This window comes from Streptomyces katrae, from assembly GCF_000717655.1.
Lineage (GTDB): Bacteria > Actinomycetota > Actinomycetes > Streptomycetales > Streptomycetaceae > Streptomyces > Streptomyces katrae_B.
The window spans coordinates 136625-158736 of record NZ_JNZY01000009.1 but is presented as its reverse complement, the minus strand read 5'-3'; the positions used below and the strand labels follow the sequence as shown (position 1 = coordinate 158736).

21 protein-coding genes are annotated in these 22112 nt (G+C 72.2%); 9 read left to right on the top strand and 12 right to left on the bottom strand.

Annotated elements, in window-relative coordinates; genetic code table 11:
* Positions 1-125: 125 nt before the first annotated feature.
* The 3 genes from IF09_RS0113425 to mce form a co-directional block, all read right to left on the bottom strand.
* A complete protein-coding gene (locus tag IF09_RS0113425) occupies positions 126-1064 on the bottom strand; it encodes a cellulose-binding protein (protein WP_030153801.1) in 939 nt (312 codons plus the stop codon).
* A gap of 193 nt (positions 1065-1257) precedes the next feature.
* Entirely contained in the window at positions 1258-5793 is a 4536-nt protein-coding gene (gene scy / locus IF09_RS0113420; protein WP_030295241.1) for a polarized growth protein Scy, read from the bottom strand.
* Between the two features lie 193 nt (positions 5794-5986).
* Positions 5987-6415, bottom strand: a complete 429-nt coding sequence (gene mce, locus IF09_RS0113415) for a methylmalonyl-CoA epimerase (protein ID WP_030153803.1) — start codon at positions 6413-6415, stop codon at positions 5987-5989.
* A 137-nt stretch (positions 6416-6552) separates the two neighbouring features.
* Between mce and IF09_RS0113410 the strand changes: the two genes are divergently transcribed.
* The gene (locus IF09_RS0113410) at positions 6553-7749 is read left to right on the top strand and encodes an acetyl-CoA C-acetyltransferase (protein ID WP_030295239.1); all 1197 of its coding nucleotides are present in this window, start codon (positions 6553-6555) and stop codon (positions 7747-7749) included.
* Between the two features lie 58 nt (positions 7750-7807).
* Positions 7808-8767, top strand: coding sequence for a methylmalonyl Co-A mutase-associated GTPase MeaB (gene meaB, locus IF09_RS0113405; protein WP_030295237.1), 960 nt, complete (start codon positions 7808-7810; stop codon positions 8765-8767).
* 110 nt (positions 8768-8877) lie between these two features.
* Here meaB and IF09_RS48470 read toward each other — a convergent pair whose 3' ends face one another.
* The 6 genes from IF09_RS48470 to IF09_RS0113380 form a co-directional block, all read right to left on the bottom strand.
* Positions 8878-8952, bottom strand: coding sequence for a 50S ribosomal protein bL37 (locus tag IF09_RS48470; protein ID WP_099895366.1), 75 nt, complete (start codon positions 8950-8952; stop codon positions 8878-8880).
* Between the two features lie 94 nt (positions 8953-9046).
* Positions 9047-9616 (bottom strand): PepSY domain-containing protein, encoded by a 570-nt coding sequence (locus tag IF09_RS0113400; RefSeq protein ID WP_051832412.1) that lies wholly within the window; start codon positions 9614-9616, stop codon positions 9047-9049.
* Between the two features lie 139 nt (positions 9617-9755).
* A complete protein-coding gene (locus IF09_RS0113395; RefSeq protein WP_030295233.1) occupies positions 9756-10232 on the bottom strand; it encodes a MarR family winged helix-turn-helix transcriptional regulator in 477 nt (158 codons plus the stop codon).
* A gap of 63 nt (positions 10233-10295) precedes the next feature.
* On the bottom strand, positions 10296-11111 hold the full coding sequence (locus tag IF09_RS0113390; protein ID WP_030295231.1) for an AIM24 family protein: 816 nt from the start codon (positions 11109-11111) through the stop codon (positions 10296-10298).
* Positions 11112-11122: 11 nt separating this feature from the next.
* Positions 11123-11773 carry an AIM24 family protein gene (locus tag IF09_RS0113385; protein WP_030295230.1) on the bottom strand — a complete coding sequence of 217 codons (651 nt, stop codon included), beginning with the start codon at positions 11771-11773 and terminating at the stop codon, positions 11123-11125.
* On the bottom strand, positions 11773-12411 hold the full coding sequence (locus IF09_RS0113380; RefSeq protein WP_078613225.1) for an AIM24 family protein: 639 nt from the start codon (positions 12409-12411) through the stop codon (positions 11773-11775). The genes IF09_RS0113385 and IF09_RS0113380 overlap by 1 nt, the downstream gene beginning before the upstream one ends.
* A gap of 202 nt (positions 12412-12613) precedes the next feature.
* Between IF09_RS0113380 and IF09_RS0113375 the strand changes: the two genes are divergently transcribed.
* Together IF09_RS0113375 and IF09_RS0113370 are read left to right on the top strand one after the other, a co-directional pair.
* Positions 12614-12964, top strand: coding sequence for a DUF3817 domain-containing protein (locus IF09_RS0113375; protein ID WP_030295226.1), 351 nt, complete (start codon positions 12614-12616; stop codon positions 12962-12964).
* Positions 12961-13251: an MTH1187 family thiamine-binding protein gene (locus IF09_RS0113370; RefSeq protein WP_030295224.1), complete on the top strand. Its 291-nt coding sequence runs from the start codon at positions 12961-12963 to the stop codon at positions 13249-13251. The genes IF09_RS0113375 and IF09_RS0113370 overlap by 4 nt, the downstream gene beginning before the upstream one ends.
* A 144-nt stretch (positions 13252-13395) precedes the next feature.
* Here IF09_RS0113370 and IF09_RS0113365 read toward each other — a convergent pair whose 3' ends face one another.
* Together IF09_RS0113365 and IF09_RS0113360 are read right to left on the bottom strand one after the other, a co-directional pair.
* Positions 13396-14421, bottom strand: coding sequence for a glycoside hydrolase family 6 protein (locus tag IF09_RS0113365; RefSeq protein ID WP_030295223.1), 1026 nt, complete (start codon positions 14419-14421; stop codon positions 13396-13398).
* 128 nt (positions 14422-14549) lie between these two features.
* Positions 14550-15545 carry an ArsR/SmtB family transcription factor gene (locus tag IF09_RS0113360; RefSeq protein ID WP_030295221.1) on the bottom strand — a complete coding sequence of 332 codons (996 nt, stop codon included), beginning with the start codon at positions 15543-15545 and terminating at the stop codon, positions 14550-14552.
* Between the two features lie 242 nt (positions 15546-15787).
* Here IF09_RS0113360 and IF09_RS0113355 point away from each other — a divergent pair, with 242 nt between their 5' ends.
* From IF09_RS0113355 to IF09_RS0113340, 4 genes are all read left to right on the top strand, one after another.
* Entirely contained in the window at positions 15788-17041 is a 1254-nt protein-coding gene (locus tag IF09_RS0113355; RefSeq protein ID WP_030295219.1) for an MFS transporter, read from the top strand.
* Between the two features lie 21 nt (positions 17042-17062).
* Entirely contained in the window at positions 17063-17572 is a 510-nt protein-coding gene (locus tag IF09_RS0113350; protein ID WP_030295217.1) for a MarR family winged helix-turn-helix transcriptional regulator, read from the top strand.
* An 83-nt stretch (positions 17573-17655) separates the two neighbouring features.
* Entirely contained in the window at positions 17656-17985 is a 330-nt protein-coding gene (locus tag IF09_RS0113345) for a DUF3817 domain-containing protein (RefSeq protein WP_030295215.1), read from the top strand.
* A gap of 87 nt (positions 17986-18072) precedes the next feature.
* Entirely contained in the window at positions 18073-19773 is a 1701-nt protein-coding gene (locus tag IF09_RS0113340; RefSeq protein ID WP_030295213.1) for an acyl-CoA mutase large subunit family protein, read from the top strand.
* Positions 19774-19865: 92 nt separating this feature from the next.
* Here IF09_RS0113340 and IF09_RS0113335 read toward each other — a convergent pair whose 3' ends face one another.
* Positions 19866-20492 carry a TetR/AcrR family transcriptional regulator gene (locus IF09_RS0113335; RefSeq protein WP_030295212.1) on the bottom strand — a complete coding sequence of 209 codons (627 nt, stop codon included), beginning with the start codon at positions 20490-20492 and terminating at the stop codon, positions 19866-19868.
* Between the two features lie 260 nt (positions 20493-20752).
* On the opposite strand from IF09_RS0113335, the gene IF09_RS0113330 reads away from it, so the two are divergent.
* On the top strand, positions 20753-21757 hold the full coding sequence (locus IF09_RS0113330) for a tetratricopeptide repeat protein (RefSeq protein ID WP_078613224.1): 1005 nt from the start codon (positions 20753-20755) through the stop codon (positions 21755-21757).
* The last annotated feature ends 355 nt before the right edge of the window (positions 21758-22112 follow it).

The following is a 22112-nucleotide window of genomic DNA, read 5'->3' as shown; positions in this document are numbered from 1 at the left end:
TAGAACGCCCGAGGGCCCCACGCCACCTCAAACAGGTGACACAGGGCCCTCGGGCAGGACATTTCGCTACCGGCGGGTATCCGGTGAGTGGCCGACAGGTCGACCGCCGGTGAACTCCGGGCGTACTAGCGGCTCTGCTGCGCCGGGACGCCGCGGGTGACGGGCTCGTCGTCGACGATCGGGTTGGCCGCTGCGACAGCCGCACCGGTCAGCGTCGCCAGCATCTCGCGGACGTTGGTCAGCTGGGCGTTGATGGAGTCGCGGCGGTTGGTGAGCGCCGCCAGCTCGCGCTCGGACTCGCTGCGGATGCGGTCGGCCTTCGCATTGGCGTCGGCGACGATGTCCTCGGCCTGGCGCTGCGCGGTCTCCACGGTCTGGCGGGCGCGGCGTTCGGCGTCCGTACGCAGCTTCTCGGCCTCCAGGCGCAGCTGCTCGGCGCGGTGCTCGATCTCCGCGAGGCGCTTCTCGGCCTTGGCCTGACGCGAGGCCAGGTCGCGCTCGGACTGCTCGCGGCGCTTGGCCAGGTTGGTCTCGAAGTCCGCGGCGGCCTGTGCGGCCTTGGCGCGGGTCTCCTCGAACAGGGCGTCGGCCTCCTCGCGCTTGGAGGCGGCGTCCTTCTGGGCCTCGGCGCGCAGGGTGGAGGCGTCGCCCTTGGCCTTCTCGACGATGCGGACGCCCTCGTCCTCCGCCTTCGACTTGCGGTCGGCGGCGAACGACTCGGCGTCGTTGCGGACCTGCTGGGCAGCCGACTCGGCGAGCTCACGGTGCTGCTCGGCCGCGCGACGGGCCTCCTCGCGCAGGTCCTTCGCCTCCTCCTCGGCCAGGCGCAGGATCTTCTCGACCCGGGCACCGAGGCCGGCGTACGACGGCTCGGCGTCGCTCACCTGGGCCTGGGCGTTCTGCGTCTCGAGGTGCAGCTCCTCGATCCGCTTTTCCAGAGAGTTGATACGTCCAAGGGCGCTGTCGCGGTCGGAGACCAGCTTGGTAATGCGGTCGTCCACCTGACCGCGGTCGTAACCACGCCGCACGAGCTCGAAGCCGAAGGGGGAGGAAGTGTCGCTCATGGGGTTCCTGTCGAATGAGACCGATGAGGTGCTACGTGAGGTGTTAGGGGAATCCTAGGCGCCGAAGCGGCGTGTCTTCGAGTCAATCGACGATTGATCTGGACAATGACACCCCTTTTGAGTGGCAAGGCGGCAGAATGCTTGTCACTCGTTCGCCTGAACCTTCATCAGGAACACACATCTCCCTCGCCGACTAGCCCTCCGACGACTTGCCACCCGAACGAGTGGAACCCGCAGCAGCCCCGGCCTTCACGCCCCCCGCGCCCTGGCCGCCGACTGCGGGCTTTCCGCCACCCGAAGGCGCCTCGAATGATTCCAACGCCTCAAGAACGTCCTGGACACGGGAGATCTCCGCCTGGATGTCCTCGCGCCTGCGCACCAGGACCTCCAGCTCACGGCGCCCCTCGTCGACGAGCCGCTCCGCCTCCGCCTTCGCCTGCGCGAGGGCGTTCTCGGCCTCGCGGGCCAGCTCGGCCTTCTTCTGCTCGGCCTCCTTGAGCAGCGCCTCGGCCTTGCGCACTGCCGCGATCCGGACCTTGCTCGCCTCGCTGCTCGCGTCCGACACCAGGGCCTTGGCCTTCGCCTCGGCCTGGACGCTCTGCTCGGTCGCCGCCCGGACCAGCTTGTCCACGCGCTCGCCGGCCGACTTCATCTGCTCGGCCGACTCCCGGCGGGCCCGCTCGTGCAGCTCCTCGACCTCGCCCTCGACGCGGGAGCGCAGCTCCTCCGCCCGCTCCCTTATGGCGGCCGCGTCGCTGCGCGCGCCGACCAGCAGCTCGTCCGCGTCCGTACGGGCCTTCTCCACCAGGGAGTTGCCCTCGACGGTCGCCTCCGAGGAGATCCGCGCGGCCTCCTTGCGGGCCGCGTCGACCATCGCGTCGGCCTGCTCCTCGGCCGCCGTCGTCGCGGCCAGGGCCTGGGCCTTGGCGTCGGAGGCGAGCTTGTCCGCCTCCGCCGCGGCCTCGGTGATGAGCCGGTCCACCTGCTCCGCAGCCTCGCTGCGCCGCTTGTTGGCCTCCTCGCGGGCCTCGTCCAGCAGCCGCTCCGACTCCGCGCGGGCCTCCGTACGGGTGCGCTCCGCCTCGGTCGCCGCTTCGGCCTTGACCCGCTCGGCCTCCGAGCGGGTACGGGTCGCGTGCTCCTGCGCCGAGGCCAGGGCCTCGGAGGCCTCCGCACGCAGCCGTTCGGCTTCGGCCTGGGCCTCGCCGACCGTGCGCTCGTTGTCCTTGCGGGTCTGCTCGGTGAGCTTGTCCGCCTCGGACGCGGCCTCGGTGATGAGCCGGTCCGCCTGCTCGGCGGCCTCGCTGCGCAGCCGCCCCGCCTCCGCGCGCGCCTCGTCGAGGGTCCGCTCGGACTCCCGCTCGGCGCTCGCGAGCGTCTCGTTCGCAGCGACCGTGACCCGGTCCGCCTCCGCGGTGGCCTCACCGATGATCCGGCCGCCCTCGGCGCGGGCGTCGTCCAGGGTCTGCGCCGCCTCCGTGCGCAGCCGCTCGGCCTCCGCCGCGGCCTCGCCGATGGTGGCCTCGTTGGCCGCACGCGTCTCGTCGACCAGCCGGTCGCCCTCGTTGCGGGCGTCGACCAGGATCCGCGTCGCATCCCGCTCGGCCGCGGCCAGCATGTCGGACGCCTGCCGGGTGAGCCGCTCGGCCTTCGCCGTCGCCTCGCCGACCGTCGCCTCGTTCGCGGCGCGCGTCTCCTCCGTGAGCCGCTCCGCCTCGGACACGGCCTCGGTGACGAGCCGGTCCGCCTGCTCCGCGGCCTCGGTGCGCAGCCGATTGGCCTCCGAGCGCGCCTCGTCCAGCGTGCCCGCCGCCTCGGCGCGGGTGGCCTCGGCCGCCTCGGCCGCCTCGGCGGTGATCCGCTCCGCCTCCGCGGTGGCCTCGCCGACGGTGGCCGCGTTCGCCGCCAGGGTCTCCTCGGTGAGCCGCTCGGCCTCCGCCGTCGCCTCGGCGACGATCCGGCCGCCCTCGGCGCGCGAGGACTCCAGGGAGTCCGCCGCCTCGCCGCGGATCCGGTTCGCGTCGGCACGGGCATCGGCCCGGGTCCGGGCCGCGTCGCGCTCGGCCGCGGCCAGCGCGTCCGTCGCCTCCGTACGCACCCGCTGCGCGTACTCGGCGGTGTCGCTGCGCAGCTGCTCCGCCTCGGCGATCGCGTCGCCGACCGTGCGCTCGGCCAGGGCCTTCGCCGCGTCCGTCTCCGCACGCGCCTCGGTGCGGATCCGGTTGGCGTCCTCGGTGGCCCGCTCGCGCTCGTCGTAGGCGTCCGCGCGGACGCGCGCAGCCTCCTCCTCGGCCTCCGTCTTCGTACGCTCCGCCGCGTGCTCGGCGGCGCTGCGCAGCCCGGTGATCTCCTCCTCGGCCTGCTCGTGCAGACCGGCCACGGCGTCCCGTACCTGCTGGGCGGTGGCCTCCGCCGCCGACACCAGCTCCGCGGCGCGCCGCTCCGCCTCCTCGGTCAGGCGGGCCGCCTCGGCCTGCGCCTCCTCCGAGCGCTTGCGGGCCGAAGCCAGCAGTTCCTCGCTCTGCTCGCGGGCCTGGGCCCGCTCGCTGTCCGCGTCCGTCCGGGCCGACGCGAGGGTCTCCTCGGCCTCCCGGCGGCGCCGGGCGGCCTCCTCCTGCGCGGCGGCCAGCGCCTCGGCGGCCTCCGCGGCGACCCGCTCGGCGGCGGCCTTGGCCTCCGCACGCAGCCGGTCCGCGGTCTCCTGCGCCTCGGTGCGCACCCGCTCCGCCTCGGACTCCGCCTCGCTGCGCAGCCGTACGGCGACCTGCTCGGCCTCCGCACGAGCCCGCCCGGCGTCGTTCGCCGCGTCGGTGCGCAGCTGGTCGGCCTCCGCCTCCGCCTGTGCCTGGAGGCTGCGGATCCGCTCCGCCGCCTCGGCGCGCAGCCGGTCGGCCTCCTCGGTGGTCTCCCGGCGGATGCTCTCCGCCGCCCCGCGGGCGTCGCGCAGCGTCTGCTCGGCCGTGCCCAGCCGGCTCTCGGCCTCCGCGTGCAGGCGTACGAGCTCCTCGTCGGCCTCCGCACGCTTCGCCGCGACGGCCTGCTCGGTCTCCTCGCGCCGCGCACGGGCCGCCGCGTCGGCCTCGGCCCGTACGGCCTCCGCCTGCTCCTCGGCCTCGGCGCGCAGCCGCTCCGCCTCGGCGCGGGTCCGCTCGAGGGTCTCCTCGGCCTGCTTGCGCAGTGTGGTGGCCCGCTCGACGGCCTCGGCGCGGACCCGCTCGCTCTCGGCGCTCGCCCCGCCGCGCAGCTCGTCCGCGTCCGACTTGGCCTTGCCCAGCAGCTCCTCGGCGGTCCGGGCCGCCTCCTCGATCTGCTGGACCGCCTCGCGGCGGGCCTCGCCGCGGATCCGCTCGCCCTCGGCGACCGCCTCGGCGCGCAGCTGCTCGGCCTCGCCGCGCAGCCGCCGGGCCTCCGCCTGGAGTTCGACGGTGCGGGCCCGGTACTCCTCGGTGTCGTCCTTCGCGGCGCCCTTGAGCTCGTCGGCCGTGGCCGCCGCCTGGAGGCGCAGCCGCTCCGCCTCGGACTCGGCCTCGCGGCGGATCCGCTCCGCCTCCTCGGACGCGGCACGGGTGGTGGCCCGCGCGTCCTCCGAGGCCTTGTTCAGTACGTCCTCGGCCGTGCGGGCCGCCTTCGCCAGCTGGGCGGCCGTGTCCTCGGCCGCCGCCGCGCGGGCCTGCTCCGCGGCCTCCGCACGCAGCCGCTCGACGCCGGCGCGGGCGTCGGCGAGGGTCTGCTCGGCCTCGGCCTTGAGGACCTCCGCCTCCTTGGTGGCCTCGCCGACCAGCCGGGCCACCTGCTCCTTGGCGGTGCGGGTGCGCTGCTCGTTGACCGACTCCGCAGAGGCGAGCTGCCGCGCGGCGCTCTCCTTGGCGTCCGCGAGGAGCTTCTCGGCCTCGGCGCGCGCCGAGCGCAGGGCTCCGTCGGCCTCCTGGATCCGCTGCTCGGCCACCCGGCCGAGGTCGAGGGTCTGCTGCCGGGTCTGCTCGGCCTCGGCGGTGGTGCTCGTACGCAGGCGCTCGGCGTGCTCGGTGGCCTCCTGGGCCTGCGCGGAGGCGGCGGTCAGCAGCCGCTCGGCCTCCTTGCGGGCGCGCAGCAGGGTGGCTTCGGTCTCCGCACGGGCGGCCTCGGCATCGGCGGCCAGCCGGCGCCGGGTCTCCTCGGTGACGCGGGCGGCCTCGGCACGGGCCGCGTTCAGGGACTGCTCGGCCTCGGCGCGGGACTCGTCCATGAGCCGGCGGGCCTGGGACTCCGTACGGGCGCGCAGCTGCTCGGCCCAGGCTACGTTCTCGTTGACGTGCGCCTCGACGGTCTGGCGGCGCTCGTTGAGCTCCTGGTCCAGGCGCTGGCGGCGGCTGACGGCCTCGGCGTGCAGCTCGGCCTGCAGGCGCGCCTGGTGCTCGGCGTGCTCCTGCAGGATGCGCTGGGTCTGCGCCCGGGCGTCGCGCAGCTCGCGCTCGGCGTCCGAGCGCATCTGGTCGGCCTGGATCTGGGCATTGCGGAGCAGCTGCTCCGCCTGGTAGCCCATGTCCGCACTGTCGTAGGCAGGGCGGGACGCCAGATTGCGGCGCACCTCGTGGAGCTTGGCGCGCAGCACCTCGACCTGGTACCCGAGGTCTTCGGCGTGCTGGACGGCCTTCCCGCGCTCCTTCTTCAGCCGCTCCATCTCGGCTTCGAAGCGCGAGAGATGGTCGGCTTCAGCCTGATGGCTCTCCTGGCTTTCGTAGCCCCGCACAGCGCGGTCCCATCCGTCCCCTGGTCGCAAGCTCACTCCCAATTGAGCATCGCTCGCCCGCTGAACGACGCCCCCGGGGGAATGGTGTCAGATACCGGGGCAGGGGTCACAGGCCCCGACCCCGTCTCCGCACCGAACCCCGGCCGAGCCATGGCCACTCTACCGGCCGGGGAATCGGGCCATCAGTGGTCCATCAATGGTCGGGGTTGGAGGTGACCAGTTCGGTGAGGACTCCGTGGCAGTCCTTGGGGTGGAGGAAGGTGATCGAGGAGCCCATCGAGCCCGTGCGGGGCTGGTCGTAGAGGACCCGGACGCCCTTGCCGCGGATGGCCTCCGAGTCGCCCAGGACGTCCTCGGTGCCGAAGGCGATGTGGTGCACGCCCTCGCCGTTCTTGGCCAGCCACTTGCCCACCGCGGAGTCCTCGCGGGTGGGCTCGAGGAGCTGGAGGTAGGAGGCGCCGCCGTCGGAGGTTCCGTTGATCTTGAGCATGGCCTCGCGCACGCCCTGCTCCTCGTTGACCTCGGAGTGGAACACCTCGAAGCCGTACGTGGCACGGTAGAACTCGACGGTCTTGTCCAGGTCGAAGCAGGCGATCCCGATGTGGTCGATTCTTGTCAGCATGGGACCAGTGCACCGCCGAGGAGGCCGGTCACGCAACGTGCCAGCGATCACACCGACTGCCCGGTGACGGGGCGGGTACTGCTCAGTACATTCAGGTAAACCCTCGTTCACTCCTCATCTTCAAGGGGCTGTGCTCCATGTCCGGAACGAACAACACCACGTCAGTGATCGTCGCCGGGGCCCGCACGCCCATGGGGCGGCTGCTCGGCTCGCTGAAGTCCTTCTCGGGCGCCGACCTCGGCGGGTTCGCCATCAAGTCCGCGCTGGAACGGGCCGGCATCGCCGGTGACCAGGTGCAATACGTGATCATGGGCCAGGTGCTGCAGGCCGGCGCGGGCCAGATCCCCGCCCGCCAGGCCGCCGTCAAGGCCGGCATCCCCATGAACGTGCCGGCGCTCACCATCAACAAGGTCTGCCTCTCCGGCCTCGACGCGATCGCGCTGGCCGACCAGCTCATCCGCGCCGGCGAGTTCGACATCGTGGTCGCGGGCGGCCAGGAGTCCATGACCAACGCCCCGCACCTGCTGCCGAAGTCTCGAGAGGGCTTCAAGTACGGCGCGATCGAGATGCTGGACGCGATGGCCTACGACGGCCTCACCGACGCCTTCGAGAACATCGCGATGGGCGAGTCCACCGAGAAGCACAACACCCGCCTGGGCATCGAGCGCGCCCCGCAGGACGAGTTCGCCGCCGCCTCGCACCAGCGGGCCGCCGCCGCGCAGAAGAACGGCGTCTTCGAGGCCGAGATCACCCCGGTCGAGATCCCGCAGCGCAAGGGCGACCCGGTCATCTTCTCCCAGGACGAGGGCATCCGCCCGGAGACCACGGTGGAGTCCCTCGGCAAGCTGCGCCCGGCCTTCGCGAAGGACGGCACGATCACCGCCGGCACCTCCTCGCAGATCTCCGACGGCGCCGCCGCCGTGGTCGTGATGAGCAAGGCGAAGGCCGAGGAGCTGGGCCTGGAGTGGATCGCCGAGATCGGCGCCCACGGCAACGTGGCCGGTCCCGACAACTCCCTGCAGTCGCAGCCGTCGAACGCGATCCTGCACGCCCTGAAGAAGGAGGGCCTCGAGGTCTCCGACCTGGACCTCATCGAGATCAACGAGGCCTTCGCGGCCGTCGCCGTGCAGTCAATGAAGGACCTCGGCGTGACCCCGGAAAGGGTGAACGTCAACGGTGGCGCCATTGCCCTGGGCCACCCGATCGGCATGTCCGGCGCCCGCGTGGTGCTGCACCTGGCGCTGGAGCTGAAGCGCCGGGGCGGCGGGGTCGGCGCAGCCGCGCTGTGCGGTGGCGGCGGCCAGGGCGACGCCCTGATCGTCCGGGTTCCTTGAGTAGTTTCGACCGGAGCCGTATCCGCAACCGCAGCGAGAACCGAGGAGCGCAGCACGCATGACGGTGGACGTCCCCCAGCTGGTGGCCCAGGCGCGTGAGGGCAGGCCCAGGGCGGTGGCCCGGCTGATCTCGCTGGTCGAGGGGGCGTCCCCGCAGCTGCGCGAGGTGATGGCGGCGCTGGCCCCGCTGACGGGCGGGGCGTACGTGGTGGGCCTGACCGGATCCCCGGGCGTCGGCAAGTCCACGTCGACCTCGGCGCTGGTCTCCGCGTACCGCAAGGCCGGCAAGCGGGTCGGCGTCCTCGCCGTCGACCCGTCCTCGCCGTTCTCCGGCGGTGCGCTGCTCGGCGACCGGGTCCGGATGTCGGACCACGCCTCCGATCCGGGGGTCTACATCCGCTCCATGGCCACCCGCGGCCACCTGGGCGGTCTCGCCTGGGCCGCCCCGCAGGCGATCCGGGTGCTGGACGCGGCCGGCTGCGAGGTGATCCTGGTCGAGACGGTCGGGGTCGGGCAGTCGGAGGTGGAGATCGCCTCTCAGGCCGACACCTCGGTGGTGCTGCTGGCCCCCGGGATGGGCGACGGGATCCAGGCCGCGAAGGCGGGCATCCTGGAGATCGGCGACGTGTACGTGGTGAACAAGGCGGACCGGGACGGCGCGGACGCGACCGCCCGGGAGCTGAACCACATGCTGGGCCTGGGCGAGGCACGGGGCCGGGACGACTGGCGGCCGCCGATCGTCAAGACGGTCGCGGCCCGCGGCCAGGGCATCGACGAGCTGGTCGAGGCCCTGGAGAAGCACCGGGCGTGGATGGACGAGCGCGGGGTGCTGGCCGAGCGCCGTGCGGCCCGGGCCGCGCGCGAGGTGGAGACCATCGCGGTGACGTCCCTGCGGGCCCGGATGGCCGACGTGCACGGGGACGCACACCTCGGCGCCCTGGCGGCCCGGGTCGCGGCCGGCGAGCTGGACCCGTACGCGGCCGCGGACACGCTCCTGGCGACGCTGACGGAGGCCTGAGGCCGTAGGGCCCGTACCTGCCTCCGCCCTGCCTCCGTCACCGCACGCACGCGAGAGCCGCGCCCCGATCGATCGGGGCGCGGCTCTCGTACGTCTGAGGGGCGGACCGGTCAGGCGTTGGGACGCTTGCCGTGGTTCGCCTTCTTCTTCTTGCGTGCTCGCTTCTTGTTGCCGCGCTTGGCCATGACGCCACTCCCTCGAAGATCGGGGTAATCCGGGCGCTCGCCAGTCTAGGGGCGCCCGGTCCGGTCCGCACCGGAACCCGCGGACCGGCGCGTGTCAGTCGTCGTTGTCGTCGCCGTCCGAGTCCGACCCGGACACCGTGGCCTTGCCCGTCGTGGCGTCGACGTGGACGTCGGTGGTCTTGCCGCCGGACTTGACCTCGACGTTCCAGTAGCGGGAGCCGTTGTCGTCATCGTCGTCCCATTGGACCGACCAGACCTGGCCGGGATGGGCGGCGACGGCTGCCTTCATCGCCTGCTGGGCGGTGACCTTCGCGGCGAGCAGCTCCTTGTTCCCGCCGTCGGCGTCGCTGTCGTCGTCCGCGTTTTCGGTGAACACGTTGCCGCTGCGGGAGTCGACCGTCAGCTCCGCGTGCTTGCCGTCCTTGCCGATGACGTCGACGTGCCAGACGGCGTCGTCCCTCTCGAGGGATTCCACGACACCGGGGTACTTCTTCAGCGCGGCGGCCGCGGCACCCTCGGCGTCCACGTCGGCGCGCGCCGAAGCGGCCGCGGAGGCGGTTCTCGCCGCGTCGGCCGTGTGCGCGGCGGCGGCCGTCACCGGGCCCCCGAACGCCAGGACCACGGCCGCGGCCGCCGCGACGTACGCCTTGTGCTTGCTGTGCATGGCTGACCTCCTCGGGCCGGCCATGCGCTTACGGTTGCTCGGCGGCGGCCGGCGAGCGAGCGTTACCACCCATTCTCCGGGCTGGGGCCGGGGACGGCACCCCGGAGGGGGCGCCGTCCGGGCTGCCGTCCGGCCGGTGTCAGGCCTTGCCGCGCTGGTCGCGCAGGTGGCTCGCGACCGGCTCCAGCGAGGCGCGCAGCGCCGCCAGGGCCTCCGGCGGCAGCAGGTCGATGAAGTGCCGGCGGACGGACGCCACGTGGTGCGGGGCGACCTTCCGCATGAGCTCCATGCCCTCGTCCGTCAGCACGGCGTACAGCCCCCGGCGGTCGGACTCGCAGTTCACACGGACGACGAGGCCGGCCGTCTCCATGCGGGTGATCTGGTGGGACAGCCGGCTCTTGGACTGCAGCGTCGACGTGGCGAGATCACTCATGCGCATCCGGTGGTCCTCGGCCTCCGAGAGGTTCACGAGGATCTCGTAGTCGTTGTTGGTGAGTCCGAAAGGCTGGAGATCCTTTTCCAGCTGGTGCATCAGCAGTCTGCTGACGTCCAGGTGGGTGCGCCAGGTGCACTGCTCGGCGTCGGTCAGCCAGCGCGTGGCCGTCTCGGTCTCCATGGTCTCCATGAGTGAACTCTACCTAAGAAGTTGAATTACGTACAAAAAATGGAAAGCCGGAGATCACAGTCCGAGGCGCCGCTGGATGTCACCCAGCTGTCCCGGCATCCGCGGCACGCCCAGCTGCCCCAGCGGGCCCTGCTGGCCGTGGCCGCCGCCGTACCCGGCTCCGGGGACGCCCGCCGATTCCGCGCCGGCGCCGACCGCTCCGACGGCCTTCTCCGCCATCAGCATCTCCGACGACTGCAGCAGCACCGTCCCGGCCCCGACGAACTCGAACTGGTGCTCCTCGCCGGAGCTGCCGCCGACACCGGTCAGCGAGCGCAGTCCGCCGATGACCCCCGACATGTAGCCGTGGTCGTAGTGGTGGCAGGGGGACGGGCAGTCCGCCCAGCCCACCAGCGCCTGCGGGTCCACGCGCAGCGGCGGCTCCATGAACACCACCGGCCCGTTGGACGCCGCCACGAACTTCCCCGTTCCGATCAGGGTCAGGAATCCCGGCACGATCGACTGCTTCAGGGCGAGCGAGGGCTGGTAGGCCAGGAGGTTGCCCGACCGGATCGTCAGGTTCCCATTGTCCAGGTCGTACGAGTTCACGTCGAAGGCCCGGTCGGCCAGCAGCATCTTGCCCTGGCCCTCGGCCACGACCCAGTCGCTGGCGTGCATCGGCGAGTGGAAGCTGGTGCGCAGCAGCCGGTCGAAGCGGCCGTTGCCGACGCCGTTGAACTCCATGCGCCCGTAGTAGGCGATCATCTTGCCCTTCTGCAGGAACCACTGGCTCCCCTTGAGCTCCACGCAGAAGGTGTACGCGTTCACGTTGTCGTCCGAGGGCAGGGTGTGCGGGTCGAACACCGTCGGGCCTCCCGGTCCGCCGGTCACGGGACCAAAGTTCACAGCTTCTCCTCCGAGGCCTGCACGTACACCGCTCCCTGGCCCGAGAGCTCCAGCTGGAACGCCTCGCCCGAGCCGCGCCCCACCATGTCGCGCCAGCCGAGCGCGGTGGAGAGCTTGTTCCTGACGTCCCCGTGGTGGGCCACGTACGCCTGCGGGTCGACGTGGACCGGGCGGTTCGGGGTGATGGGGAGCTCGATGACCCCGCCGTGGGCCATCACCGCGACCGAGCCGTGCCCCTTGAGGGTGGTCGTGAACAGGCCCTGGCCGGTCACCTGGCCGCGAACCATGCCCATGACACCGCCCTGCGAGCCCATGAACATCGTGCCCTGCTGCAGGGTGCCGTCGAAGGCGAGCAGCCGGTCGGCCTCGACGTACAGGGTCTCCCCGGTCAGGCCGATCACCTGGATGTGGTGGCCGCCGTGGCCGAACATCACGGTGCCGCTGCCCTCGACCGTCATCAGCGGGGTCTGCTCGTTCGCCACGCGGCGCCCGATCATGCCCATCACCCCGCCCTGACCGCCGGTCAGGCTCGGGGTGAAGGAGACCTCGCCGCGGTACGCGAGCATCGCGCCGCGCTGGCTGTACATCCTCTGCCCCGGGATCACCTGGGCCTCGACCATCTTCGAGTTGATCTCGCGGAACGGCATCAGATGTCGCCCCCGATGGTGTTGCGCTCGCTGGGCTGCACGTAGACCAGGCCCTCGCCCTCGAAGCGGATCTGGAACGACTCGCCGGAGCCCTCGCCGATCAGCGTCCGGAAGTTCACCCCGGACTGGAAGGACTGCTGGAGGTTGCCGGTGTGCGCGATGTACGCCCCCGGGTCGACGGAGAGCGGGTACTGGCCGCTGACGCGCAGCACGACCGCCGGGCCGTCGGACATGATCGCCGCCTGGCCGGAGCCCTCGACGGTCGTCGTGAACAGGCCGTTGCCCGTCGTCGCGCCGCGCAGCCCGGTGAAGGTCGTGCCGGTGCGCAGGCCCGCGTCGGTGCACAGCAGGTTGCTGGATTCGACGTGGAGCTTCTCGCCGCGCAGGTTCACTAGGTTGATCTCGCTCGCGCGGTCGGCGAAGAAGCAGGTGCCGTGCCCCTGCACTTCCATCACGGTCATCTGCTCACCCGTCAGTCGACGGGTCACCATGCCCCGGAGGCCTTCGCCGCCGCCGGTCATCTTCTTGAAGGTCATCTGGCCGTCGTACGCAACCATGGAGCCGTTTTTCGCTTTCACGGCACCCCCAGTCAGGTCGACGGCGAGCACCTTGCTGCCTTGGAGTCGGAACTGAGCCACGGGATGACGTTATCGGCAGCGGGCGAAGGCGAACAGGGCCCCGTGGCCCATATCCGGCGACTGCGGCATCTCGCACACCCGCGACACACCCACCGCACACCCGCGCCGGGCCCGCCGGACCCCTGCGGACCCCCGGTCAAGATCCCGCAAAGCGGCTGAGACACTGGGACGGACCCCAGGCCACCACCCCGAAGGTTCACACGTGGACATCAAGACCGCCTCCGCCTTGCACCGCCTCCGCCTCGTCTCCGTCCCGGAGGCGCTGTCGTTCCCGGCGCTGCTGATCTTCGGCTCGCTGCTGAGCCGGATCTCCGACATCGACTACCTGATGATGCCGCTCGGTGGCCTGCACGGGATCCTGTTCCTCATCTACCTGGTCTTCCTGGCCGACGTCTGGAACAAGGCGAAGTGGCCGGCCAAGAAGGCGGCCCTGTTCTTCGTGCTCGCGCTGGTGCCCTTCGGCGGCCTGTACGGAGACAAGCTGCTCAAGCGCGAGGAGGCCGACAGCGTGCTGGCGGCCCGCGCCCGGCGCGAGGCGGCGAACGCCGCGTGATCGTCGCGTTCTCGGTCACCCCGCTGGGGGTCGGCGAAGAGGTCGGCGAATACGTGGCCGATGCGGTGCGCGTCGTACGGGAGTCGGGTCTGCCCCACCGCACGGACGCGATGTTCACGTCGGTCGAAGGTGAGTGGGACGAAGTGATGGACGTGGTCAAGCGTGCGGTGGCGGCCGTGGAGGAGCGGGCGCCGCGGGTGTCGCTCGTCCTGAAGGCCGACATCCGGCCCGGTGTGGTGGACGGGCTGACGTCGAAGGTGGAAACGGTGGAACGCCACCTGGCGTAGCCCTTTCGGCCGAGTCCAGTTCGACATGCTCATGGTTCGTCACCTTTTGTGGTGAGAGAGACCCTGGGCTTCGAGCACTGGAGGGGCCGTGCGGCCGGAAGGCTTTGCGGGTCGGACCAAGCACGGCAACTGCAACCCCGGCTCCTACTCCTTGCTGCGGCTGGCCAGGCCGAGTGCGTAGTCCGCCCACCACTTGCCGGCCCCCGGGCCGCCGCGGCAGGGTCCGTCGGATTCGCCGGGCCGTTTGATCCAGAGGTACGCGTCGACGAGCGGGTCGCCCGTCCTGTCGCTCGGCGGGACGCCGAGGGCGCGGCCCGGCGGATTGCACCAGGCCTCGTGGCCGTCTCCGGGGAGCGGTCCTGCGCCGTTGCGGCTGGTGTCGATGACGAAGTGCTTGCCCTGGGCGGCCCGGGAGATGCTGTGGCCGTACTCCCGGCCGGCCGTGTCGGGCTGGAAGTTGGAGACGTTGAGCGCGAAGCCGTCGGCCTCGCCGAGCCCGGCCTTGTAGAGGGGCCCGACCAGTTTCCTCGGGTCCGGGATCCAGGCCGGATTGCCGGCGTCCAGGTAGACCTTGGTGTTCCGGTTCTTCTTCAGCCGGGTGACGGCCTCGGCGAGGAGCCGCAGGCGCTCGTCGTGGCGGTCGGCCCGGGTGCAGCCGTCCACGATGTGCGGGACGGCGTCCGGTTCCAGGACGACCACGGCCTTGGCGTCGCCGATGCCGTCGGCGAAGGCGCCGATCCACTTGCGGTAGGCAGTGGCGTCCTTCGCGCCGCCGGCCGAGTGCCGGCCGCAGTCGCGGTACGGGATGTTGTACGCGGTGAGCACCAGGACCCGGCCCGCCGACTTGGCGCTCTTCGCGGCCCGGCGGATCTCGGGACCGGGGTCGTCGCCCGGTCCCCACAGGGCCATGGGCCGTTCCGAGATCCGGCGCAGCACCTGGGCGTCGCTGTTGCGGCCCTGGGCCTCCCAGGCGGCGACCTGCCGGGCGGCGTCGCTCTGCGGGTCCACCCAGAACGGGGAAGCGTCGGGCGCGGCCAGGCCCGGTGCCTCCGGCGGAGCCTGCGCGGGGGCGGCTTCCGGACTGCCGCAGGCGGGGGCTGCGGCGAGCAGCAGCGCGAGGCCGAGTGCGGCGGTGAGGGGTCTGGGGCGTGGACGGGGTCGGCCGGGCATCCGGGTTCCTCGGGGCGAAGGGTCGGTACGCGGAATCAAGGACCGGCATATCGTGACATGACGGGCAGTCAGCCCTGCCCCGCGACACCGCGGGTGCCGCCGCCTGGAGGCACCGGAACCGCAACCGGCTACGCCGGCGGGGCGCCCGTCGCCAGGGCGATGCCGAGCGGGGTGCGCTCGTACAGGATCCGGTGGCCGTGGCGGGCCGAGATCAGCAGGCCCGCCCCGTGCAGGGCCTTCAGGTGCGCCGAGACCGTGGCGGGCGCCAGGCCGAGCCGCCGGGCCAGCGCCGTCGTGGAGGCCGGCTCGTCCAGCGCGCACAGCACGTCCGCCCGGCCCCGGCCCAGCAGCCGCGCCAGCGCCAGCGGGGTCGGGCCCGGCGACGCCGTCCACAGGGCGCCGATGCCGCGGGCCGGGTAGGCCAGCGTCGGCTGCCAGGGCGGGTCGTACCCCCCGACCACTTCCGGCCACATGAACGCGCTCGGCATGAGGAGCAGCCCCTGTCCGTCCAGGGAGCGGTCGTGGTGGGCCGGGCGGTCGATGGTGAGCGTGCCGTCCGCCCACCGCAGGTCCGGGTGGAGGCCGTCGAACAGCGCCTCCAGCCCGCCCGCCGCCAGCCGGCGCGTATGGAAGAGGATGTCCGCCTCCAGCAGCTCCCTCAGCCGCGGCCAGTGCGGGGCGATCAGCGCGGCCCACGCCTGCTCGTACAGATCGGCCAGCTCGTGTACCGCCCGGGCCGGATCCGCGAGCATCCGCCGCCCGAGGTCGCTCCCGGCGGCGCCCGGGGTGCAGACGAGGGCGCGCCGCAGGTCCTCGCGCAGGGCCTCCGGATCGGCGGCCGAGGACCGTACGCGCGCCAGCTCTTCCTCGAACGTGACGGAGGGGCCGAGCGGGGGCGGGCTCAGGAAGTCGGGGTTGTGGCCGGTGCGCGGCATCAGCAGCCACAGCGGCCGCAGGTCCAGGCCGTCGGCGGCCGCGCGGATCTGCCGCAGCCAGGGCAGGTGGTACGCCTGCCGGGCGGGTGTCATCAGGGTCCGGACCGCCTCCTGGGTCTCCCAGCGGGGGGAGATCGAGAACCGGCAGCGGAGGAGGTCGGCGGGGCCGAAGCGGAAGTGGAACGCCATGCCCGTCCCTCCGGGGTGGTCTGCGGGTTCCGGGGCTCCGCTGCGCGGAGCCGCCTCTCCCCGCCCTTTCTCCGTATCCCGTATCCCGGGGCAAGGGTCCGGGTGCGGCGCCGTGGCGGGGGTGCTGACGCCCCACCCCCGCGCCTCGAACGCCGACGGGGCCGGTTTTTGCCGGGCCGGATTTGATTCGGTCCGGAGCGAATCACTGTCGTGATCCCACCGTAGTCCCGCAGGGTCACCCCATGGCAACCGTCAACCAGGCCACCTCGCCGACCGCCGGCGGCTACCGGGCCGTTTTCCGGGTGCGGGAGTTCCGGGCCGTTTTCGCCGCGCACCTGTTGTCCGTCCTCGGCATCGTCGTCGCCGAGATCGCCCTCACCGTCCTCGTCTTCCGCACCACCGGCTCGCCCCTGATGAGCGCGCTCGCCTTCGCCCTCGGCTTCCTCCCGTACGCCCTCGGCGGCACCCTCCTCGCCGGGATCGCCGACCGCATGCCCGCCCGCCGGGTCCTCGTCGGATGCGACCTGGTCTGCGCCGCCTGCGCGGCGTCCATGGTCCTGCCCGGCACCCCCGTCGCGGGGCTCCTCGCCCTGCGCTGCGCCATGGCCTTCGTCGCACCGCTGTTCCAGGGCACGCGCAACGCCTCCCTCGCCGACGTCCTCGGCCCCGGCGACGCCTTCGTCCTCGGCCGCTCGCTGATGCGCATGGTGGCCCAGAGCGCCCAGCTCATCGGCTTCGGCCTCGGTGGACTGCTGCTCACCGTCCTCGCCCCGCGCGCGGCCATCGCGCTGACCGCCGCCGGGTTCCTGTGCTCGGCCCTGCTGCTGCGCTTCGGTACGCGGGCCCGGCCGGCCCGCGCCGGCGCCGGCCGCACCTCGCCGCTCGCCGGGCTGCGCGCCGTCCTCGGCGACCGCCGTCTGCGGGTGCTCACGCTGCTGTTCTGGCTGCCGCCCGTCTTCGTCATCGCCCCCGAGGCGCTGCTCGTCCCGTACGCCGACGGCATCGGCGCCGGCACCGCTGCGCTGGGAGCGATGATGTGCGCCCTGCCCGTCGGCACCATCGCGGGTGAACTGTGGGCCGGCTCGGTGCTCGGCCCCCGTACCCGCTCCCGGCTCGTGGCCCCGCTCGCGGCCGCCGGCATGCTCCCGCTGCTCGTGTACGCCGTCCGGCCCGGGGTGGTGACCGTCCTCGCCGCCCTGCTGCTGGCCGGCCTGGCGCACGCGTACACCCTCGGCCTCGACCAGTGGTACGTCGACGCCGTCCCCGACGAGCTGCGCGGCCGGGCCATGACCCTGCTGAGCACCGGGCTGATGACCCTCCAGGGCGTCGGCATGGCGCTGGCCGGGCTGGCCGCCGAGTTCCTGCCGGTGCACGGGGTCGTCACCGGCGCCGCGGTGCTCGGCACGGCGGTGGTCCTGCTCCTCCTCGCCGAACTGCGGTCGGCGAACCGGCGGGAGGGCGGACCGAAGGATGAGACGGGGCCCACGGCCAAATGACCGCCCGGTAGGGTCGGGTACGTGTCCAAGCCGCTCAGCCTCCCGTTCGACCCCATCGCCCGCGCCGACGAACTGTGGCAGCGCCGCTGGGGACCGGTGCCCTCGATGGCAGCGATCACCTCGATCATGCGCGCGCACCAGATCCTGCTCGGCGAGGTGGACGCGGTGGTCAAGCCGTACGGGCTGACCTTCGCGCGCTACGAGGCGCTGGTCCTGCTCACCTTCTCCAAGGCCGGCGAGCTGCCGATGTCGAAGATCGGCGAGCGGCTGATGGTCCACCCGACGTCGGTGACGAACACGGTGGACCGGCTCGTGCGGTCCGGGCTGGTGGCCAAGCGGCCGAACCCGAACGACGGCCGCGGCACGCTCGCCTCCATCACGGACAGGGGCCGTGAGGTCGTCGAGGCGGCGACGAAGGACCTGATGGCGGTCGACTTCGGGCTGCGCGCGTACGACGCCGAGGAGTGCCAGGAGATCTTCGCGCTCCTGCGCCCGCTGCGGATCGCCGCCGCGGACTTCGAGGAGCAGTAGCCGTCGTCGGCCGGGCCCGTCACCGGGCTCCGTCACCGGGCCCCGGTCAAGATCGCGCAAAACGGATGGTTACGCTCGTAGCCATGAAACGAAGCGTGCTGACCCGCTACCGCGTCATGGCCTACCTGACCGCGGTCATGCTGTTGATCCTCTGCACCTGCATGGTTTTCAAGTACGGCTTCGACACCGGCGCCGACCTGACCCTGGCGGTCTCCCAGGTGCACGGTGTGCTGTTCATGATCTACCTGGTGTTCGCCTTCGACCTGGGCTCCAAGGCCAGGTGGCCGTTCCCGAAGCTCCTCTGGGTGCTCGTCTCCGGCACGATCCCGCTGGCCGCCTTCTTCGTCGAGCGCAAGGTCCGCGCCGAGGTCGAGCCGCTGGTCGCGGACGCCGTGGCCACCGTCGACGCCTAGAGCGCCGCTCCTCCATCGGGCACCCCGGGGATACTCCCCGGGGTTTCCCATCGACATTTACTAGGACGTCCTAGTAAATTCATGGGTATGGACGCAGACGCCATCGAGGAGGGCCGCCGCCGCTGGCAGGCCCGTTACGACAAGGCCCGCAAGCGCGAGGCCGATTTCACCACGCTCTCCGGGGATGACGTCGATCCCGTCTACGGGCCCCGGCCCGGTGACTCGTACGAGGGATTCGAGCGCATCGGCTGGCCGGGGGAGTACCCCTACACCCGCGGCCTGCACGCCACCGGATACCGCGGCCGGACCTGGACCATCCGGCAGTTCGCCGGGTTCGGCAACGCCGAGCAGACCAACGAGCGCTACAAGATGATCCTGGCCGCCGGCGGCGGCGGGCTCTCCGTGGCCTTCGACATGCCGACCCTCATGGGGCGCGACTCCGACGACCCCCGCTCGCTCGGCGAGGTCGGCCACTGCGGAGTCGCCATAGACTCCGCCGCCGACATGGAGGTCCTGTTCAAGGACATCCCGCTCGGCGACGTGACCACGTCGATGACGATCTCCGGCCCGGCCGTGCCCGCCTTCTGCATGTACCTGGTCGCCGCCGAACGGCAGGGCGTGGACCCGGCCCTGCTCAACGGCACCCTGCAGACGGACATCTTCAAGGAGTACATCGCCCAGAAGGAGTGGCTCTTCGAACCCGAGCCGCACCTGCGCCTCATCGGCGACCTCATGGAGTACTGCGCGAAGGGCATCCCGGCCTACAAGCCGCTGTCCGTCTCCGGCTACCACATCCGCGAGGCCGGGGCCACGGCCGCGCAGGAGCTCGCGTACACCCTGGCCGACGGCTTCGGCTACGTGGAACTGGGCCTCTCCCGGGGCCTGGACGTGGACCACTTCGCGTCCGGTCTCTCCTTCTTCTTCGACGCGCACCTCGACTTCTTCGAGGAGATCGCCAAGTTCCGCGCCGCCCGCCGGATCTGGGCGCGCTGGATGAAGGAGGTGTACGGGGCGCAGAGTGAGAAGTCGATGTGGCTGCGCTTCCACACCCAGACGGCCGGCGTCTCGCTGACCGCGCAGCAGCCCTACAACAACGTCGTGCGCACCGCCGTCGAGGCCCTCGCGGCCGTCCTCGGCGGCACCAACTCCCTGCACACCAACGCCCTCGACGAGACCCTCGCGCTGCCGAGCGAGCAGGCGGCCGAGATCGCCCTGCGCACGCAGCAGGTGCTGATGGAGGAGACCGGGGTGGCCAACGTGGCCGACCCGCTGGGCGGTTCCTGGTACGTGGAGCAGCTCACCGACCGCATCGAGGCCGACGCCGAGAAGATCTTCGAGCAGATCAAGGAGCGCGGCCTGCGCGCCCACCCGGACGGGCAGCACCCGATCGGGCCGATCACCTCGGGCATCCTGCGCGGCATCGAGGACGGCTGGTTCACCGGGGAGATCGCCGAGTCGGCCTTCCAGTACCAGCGGTCGCTGGAAAAGGGCGACAAGCGGGTCGTCGGCGTCAACGTGCACCACGGGTCGGTGACCGGGGACCTGGAGATCCTGCGCGTCAGCCACGAGGTCGAGCGCGTGCAGGTGCAGCAGCTGGCCGCGCGCAAGGAGCGGCGCGACGACGCCAAGGTGAAGTCCTCGCTGGACGCCATGCTGGCCGCCGCCCGCGACGGGTCGAACATGATCCCGGCGATGCTGGACGCGGTGCGCGCCGAGGCCACGCTCGGCGAGATCTGCAACGTGCTGCGCGACGAGTGGGGCACGTACACGGAGCCGCCGGGCTTCTGATCGCCCGGTCCCCGTCCGTGCGGCGGAAGGCCGGTCGTGGGCGCCCCTGTGCGGGGGTGGCCGCGGCCGGCCTTCGCCGTGCCGGGCGGGGGTCAGGCGGGGGCCGGGCCCTGGAGGCCGTGCATCAGCAGGGCCGTGAAGGTGGCCACCCACAGCTCGTCCACCGGCTCCGAGCTGACCAGCGCCCGGTGCACCACCGTTCCGGCGATCACGTCGAAGATCAGGTCCGTGGTGCGGCAGGCGAGGTCCTCGTCCTCCTCGTACGGGAGTTCGCCGCGGGCCTGGGCCCGTTCGCGACCCAGTACGACGAGACGTTTCTGCCGGTCCACGATCGCCGACCGGATGCGGTCGCGCAGGGCCTCGTCCCGGGTGGACTCGGCGACGACGGCCATCAGGGCGGTACGGGCCTCCGGCCGCCGCAGCAGCGCCGCGAACTGGAGGACCACGTTCTCTATGTCGGCTTCGAGGGAGCCCCGGTCGGGGAGCTCGAGGGAGTCGAAGAGCTCCGCGACGGCGTCCACGACCAGCTCGTTCTTGCCCGTCCAGCGGCGGTAGAGGGTGGTCTTGGCGACCCCGGCCCGGGCGGACACGTCGCCCATCGTCAGCTTCGACCAGCCCAGCTCGACCAGTGCGTCCCGCGTCGCGGCGAGGATCGCCGCGTCCGCGGCGGCGCTGCGGGGGCGGCCGGTGCGTCCGGTCGGGGGGCTGGGCTTGCGCATGGCGCAGACCATACCCGTCGGTAGCGGAACCGGCGGCCCCCGAAATGCTGTGCTTGAGATCACGGGGCACGAATGGCCGCGAGGAGTTACGCTACGGCTCGTAGCGTAAGAGCGACGACCACGCGAAGAGCTACCGGCGCCAGGTGGGGACCCGGCGCCACACCACACGAGCCCCGCACAACCGATCGGTTCGACGCGGGCAAGAAGGCATTTCGGCCGATCTTTTTCGTCGGCGCGCGCACACGGGGGAGGATGTACGCATGCAGCCCAGAAACATGTCCATGAGCGGCGTCGTCGACCTTGCCGCGGTGAAGGCGGCCGGCGAGGCCAAGGCGAAGGCCGAGCAGGCCCGTGCCGCAGCGGCCCGGCAGGCCGCCCAGGGTGGCGCGCCCGCCTCCGCGGGTGCCGTGCCGCCGTCCGCGCTCGTGATCGACGTCGACGAGGCCGGCTTCGAACGCGACGTCCTCCAGCTCTCCGCCGAGGTCCCGGTCGTCCTGGACTTCTGGGCCGAGTGGTGCGAACCGTGCAAGCAGCTCAGCCCGCTGCTGGAGCGTCTGACGATCGAGGCGAACGGCCGCCTGCTCCTCGCCAAGGTCGACGTCGACTCCAACCAGATGCTGATGCAGCAGTTCGGCATCCAGGGCATCCCGGCCGTGTTCGCCGTGGTCGCGGGCCAGGTGCTGCCGCTGTTCCAGGGCGTGGCGCCCGAGCAGGAGATCCGCGCGACCCTGGCGCAGCTGGTCCAGGTCGCCGAGGAGCGCTTCGGGATCATCGGCATCGAGGTGGACCCGAACGCCGTGGGCGTCCCCGCGGCCGCCCCGGCCGCCGAGGCCGCGGCCCCGGAGGGCCCGTACGACGCGCTGCTCGAGGCGGCGGTCGTGGCGCTGGACGCCGGTGACCTGGGGGGCGCGGTGCAGGCCTACAAGAACGTACTGGCGGACGACCCGGCCAACAGCGAGGCCAAGCTGGGTCTGGCCCAGGCCGAGCTGCTCGCCCGGGTCAAGGACATGAACCCGCAGGCGGTTCGCGCCGCGGCGGCCGAGGACCCGAAGGACCCGGCGGCCCAGATCGCCGCCGCGGACCTGGATCTGGTCGGCGGCCACGTGGAGGACGCCTTCGGGCGCCTGGTGGACGCGGTCCGGGTGACGGCCGGCGCCGACCGCGACGCGGTGCGGGTGCGGCTGCTGGAGCTGTTCGAGGTCATCGGGGCGGACGATCCCCGGGTGGCGGCGGCGCGTACGGCGCTCGCACGGGTGCTGTTCTAGAGCCCGCTCCGTGTCTCTTCCGGAGTCGTCCGGCAGGCCGCCGGACCACCGGCGATTTATTGACACGTAGAGAAACAGCGGCCGCACTTTGCCAAAACTTGGCAATTGCGGCCGCTGTTACTCGCAGTAAGAGGAACCCCGTGATCTGTCCGGTGTGTTCATGAATCCGCCGCTCTGTCGTGGCCCTTGGTGACACCCTGCGTCGTCACCCGATGGCGGCCGGTCGATCCCCGGTTATCTTGCCGTTACCCGCCAGTAACGACCCCCCTTGTGCCCCGGCCTGGAATGGACCACGATCGGCGACGCTCGGTCCTTCCCGCAGAGCCGCTCATCCGGAGCCGCGGTGGAGGGTCCC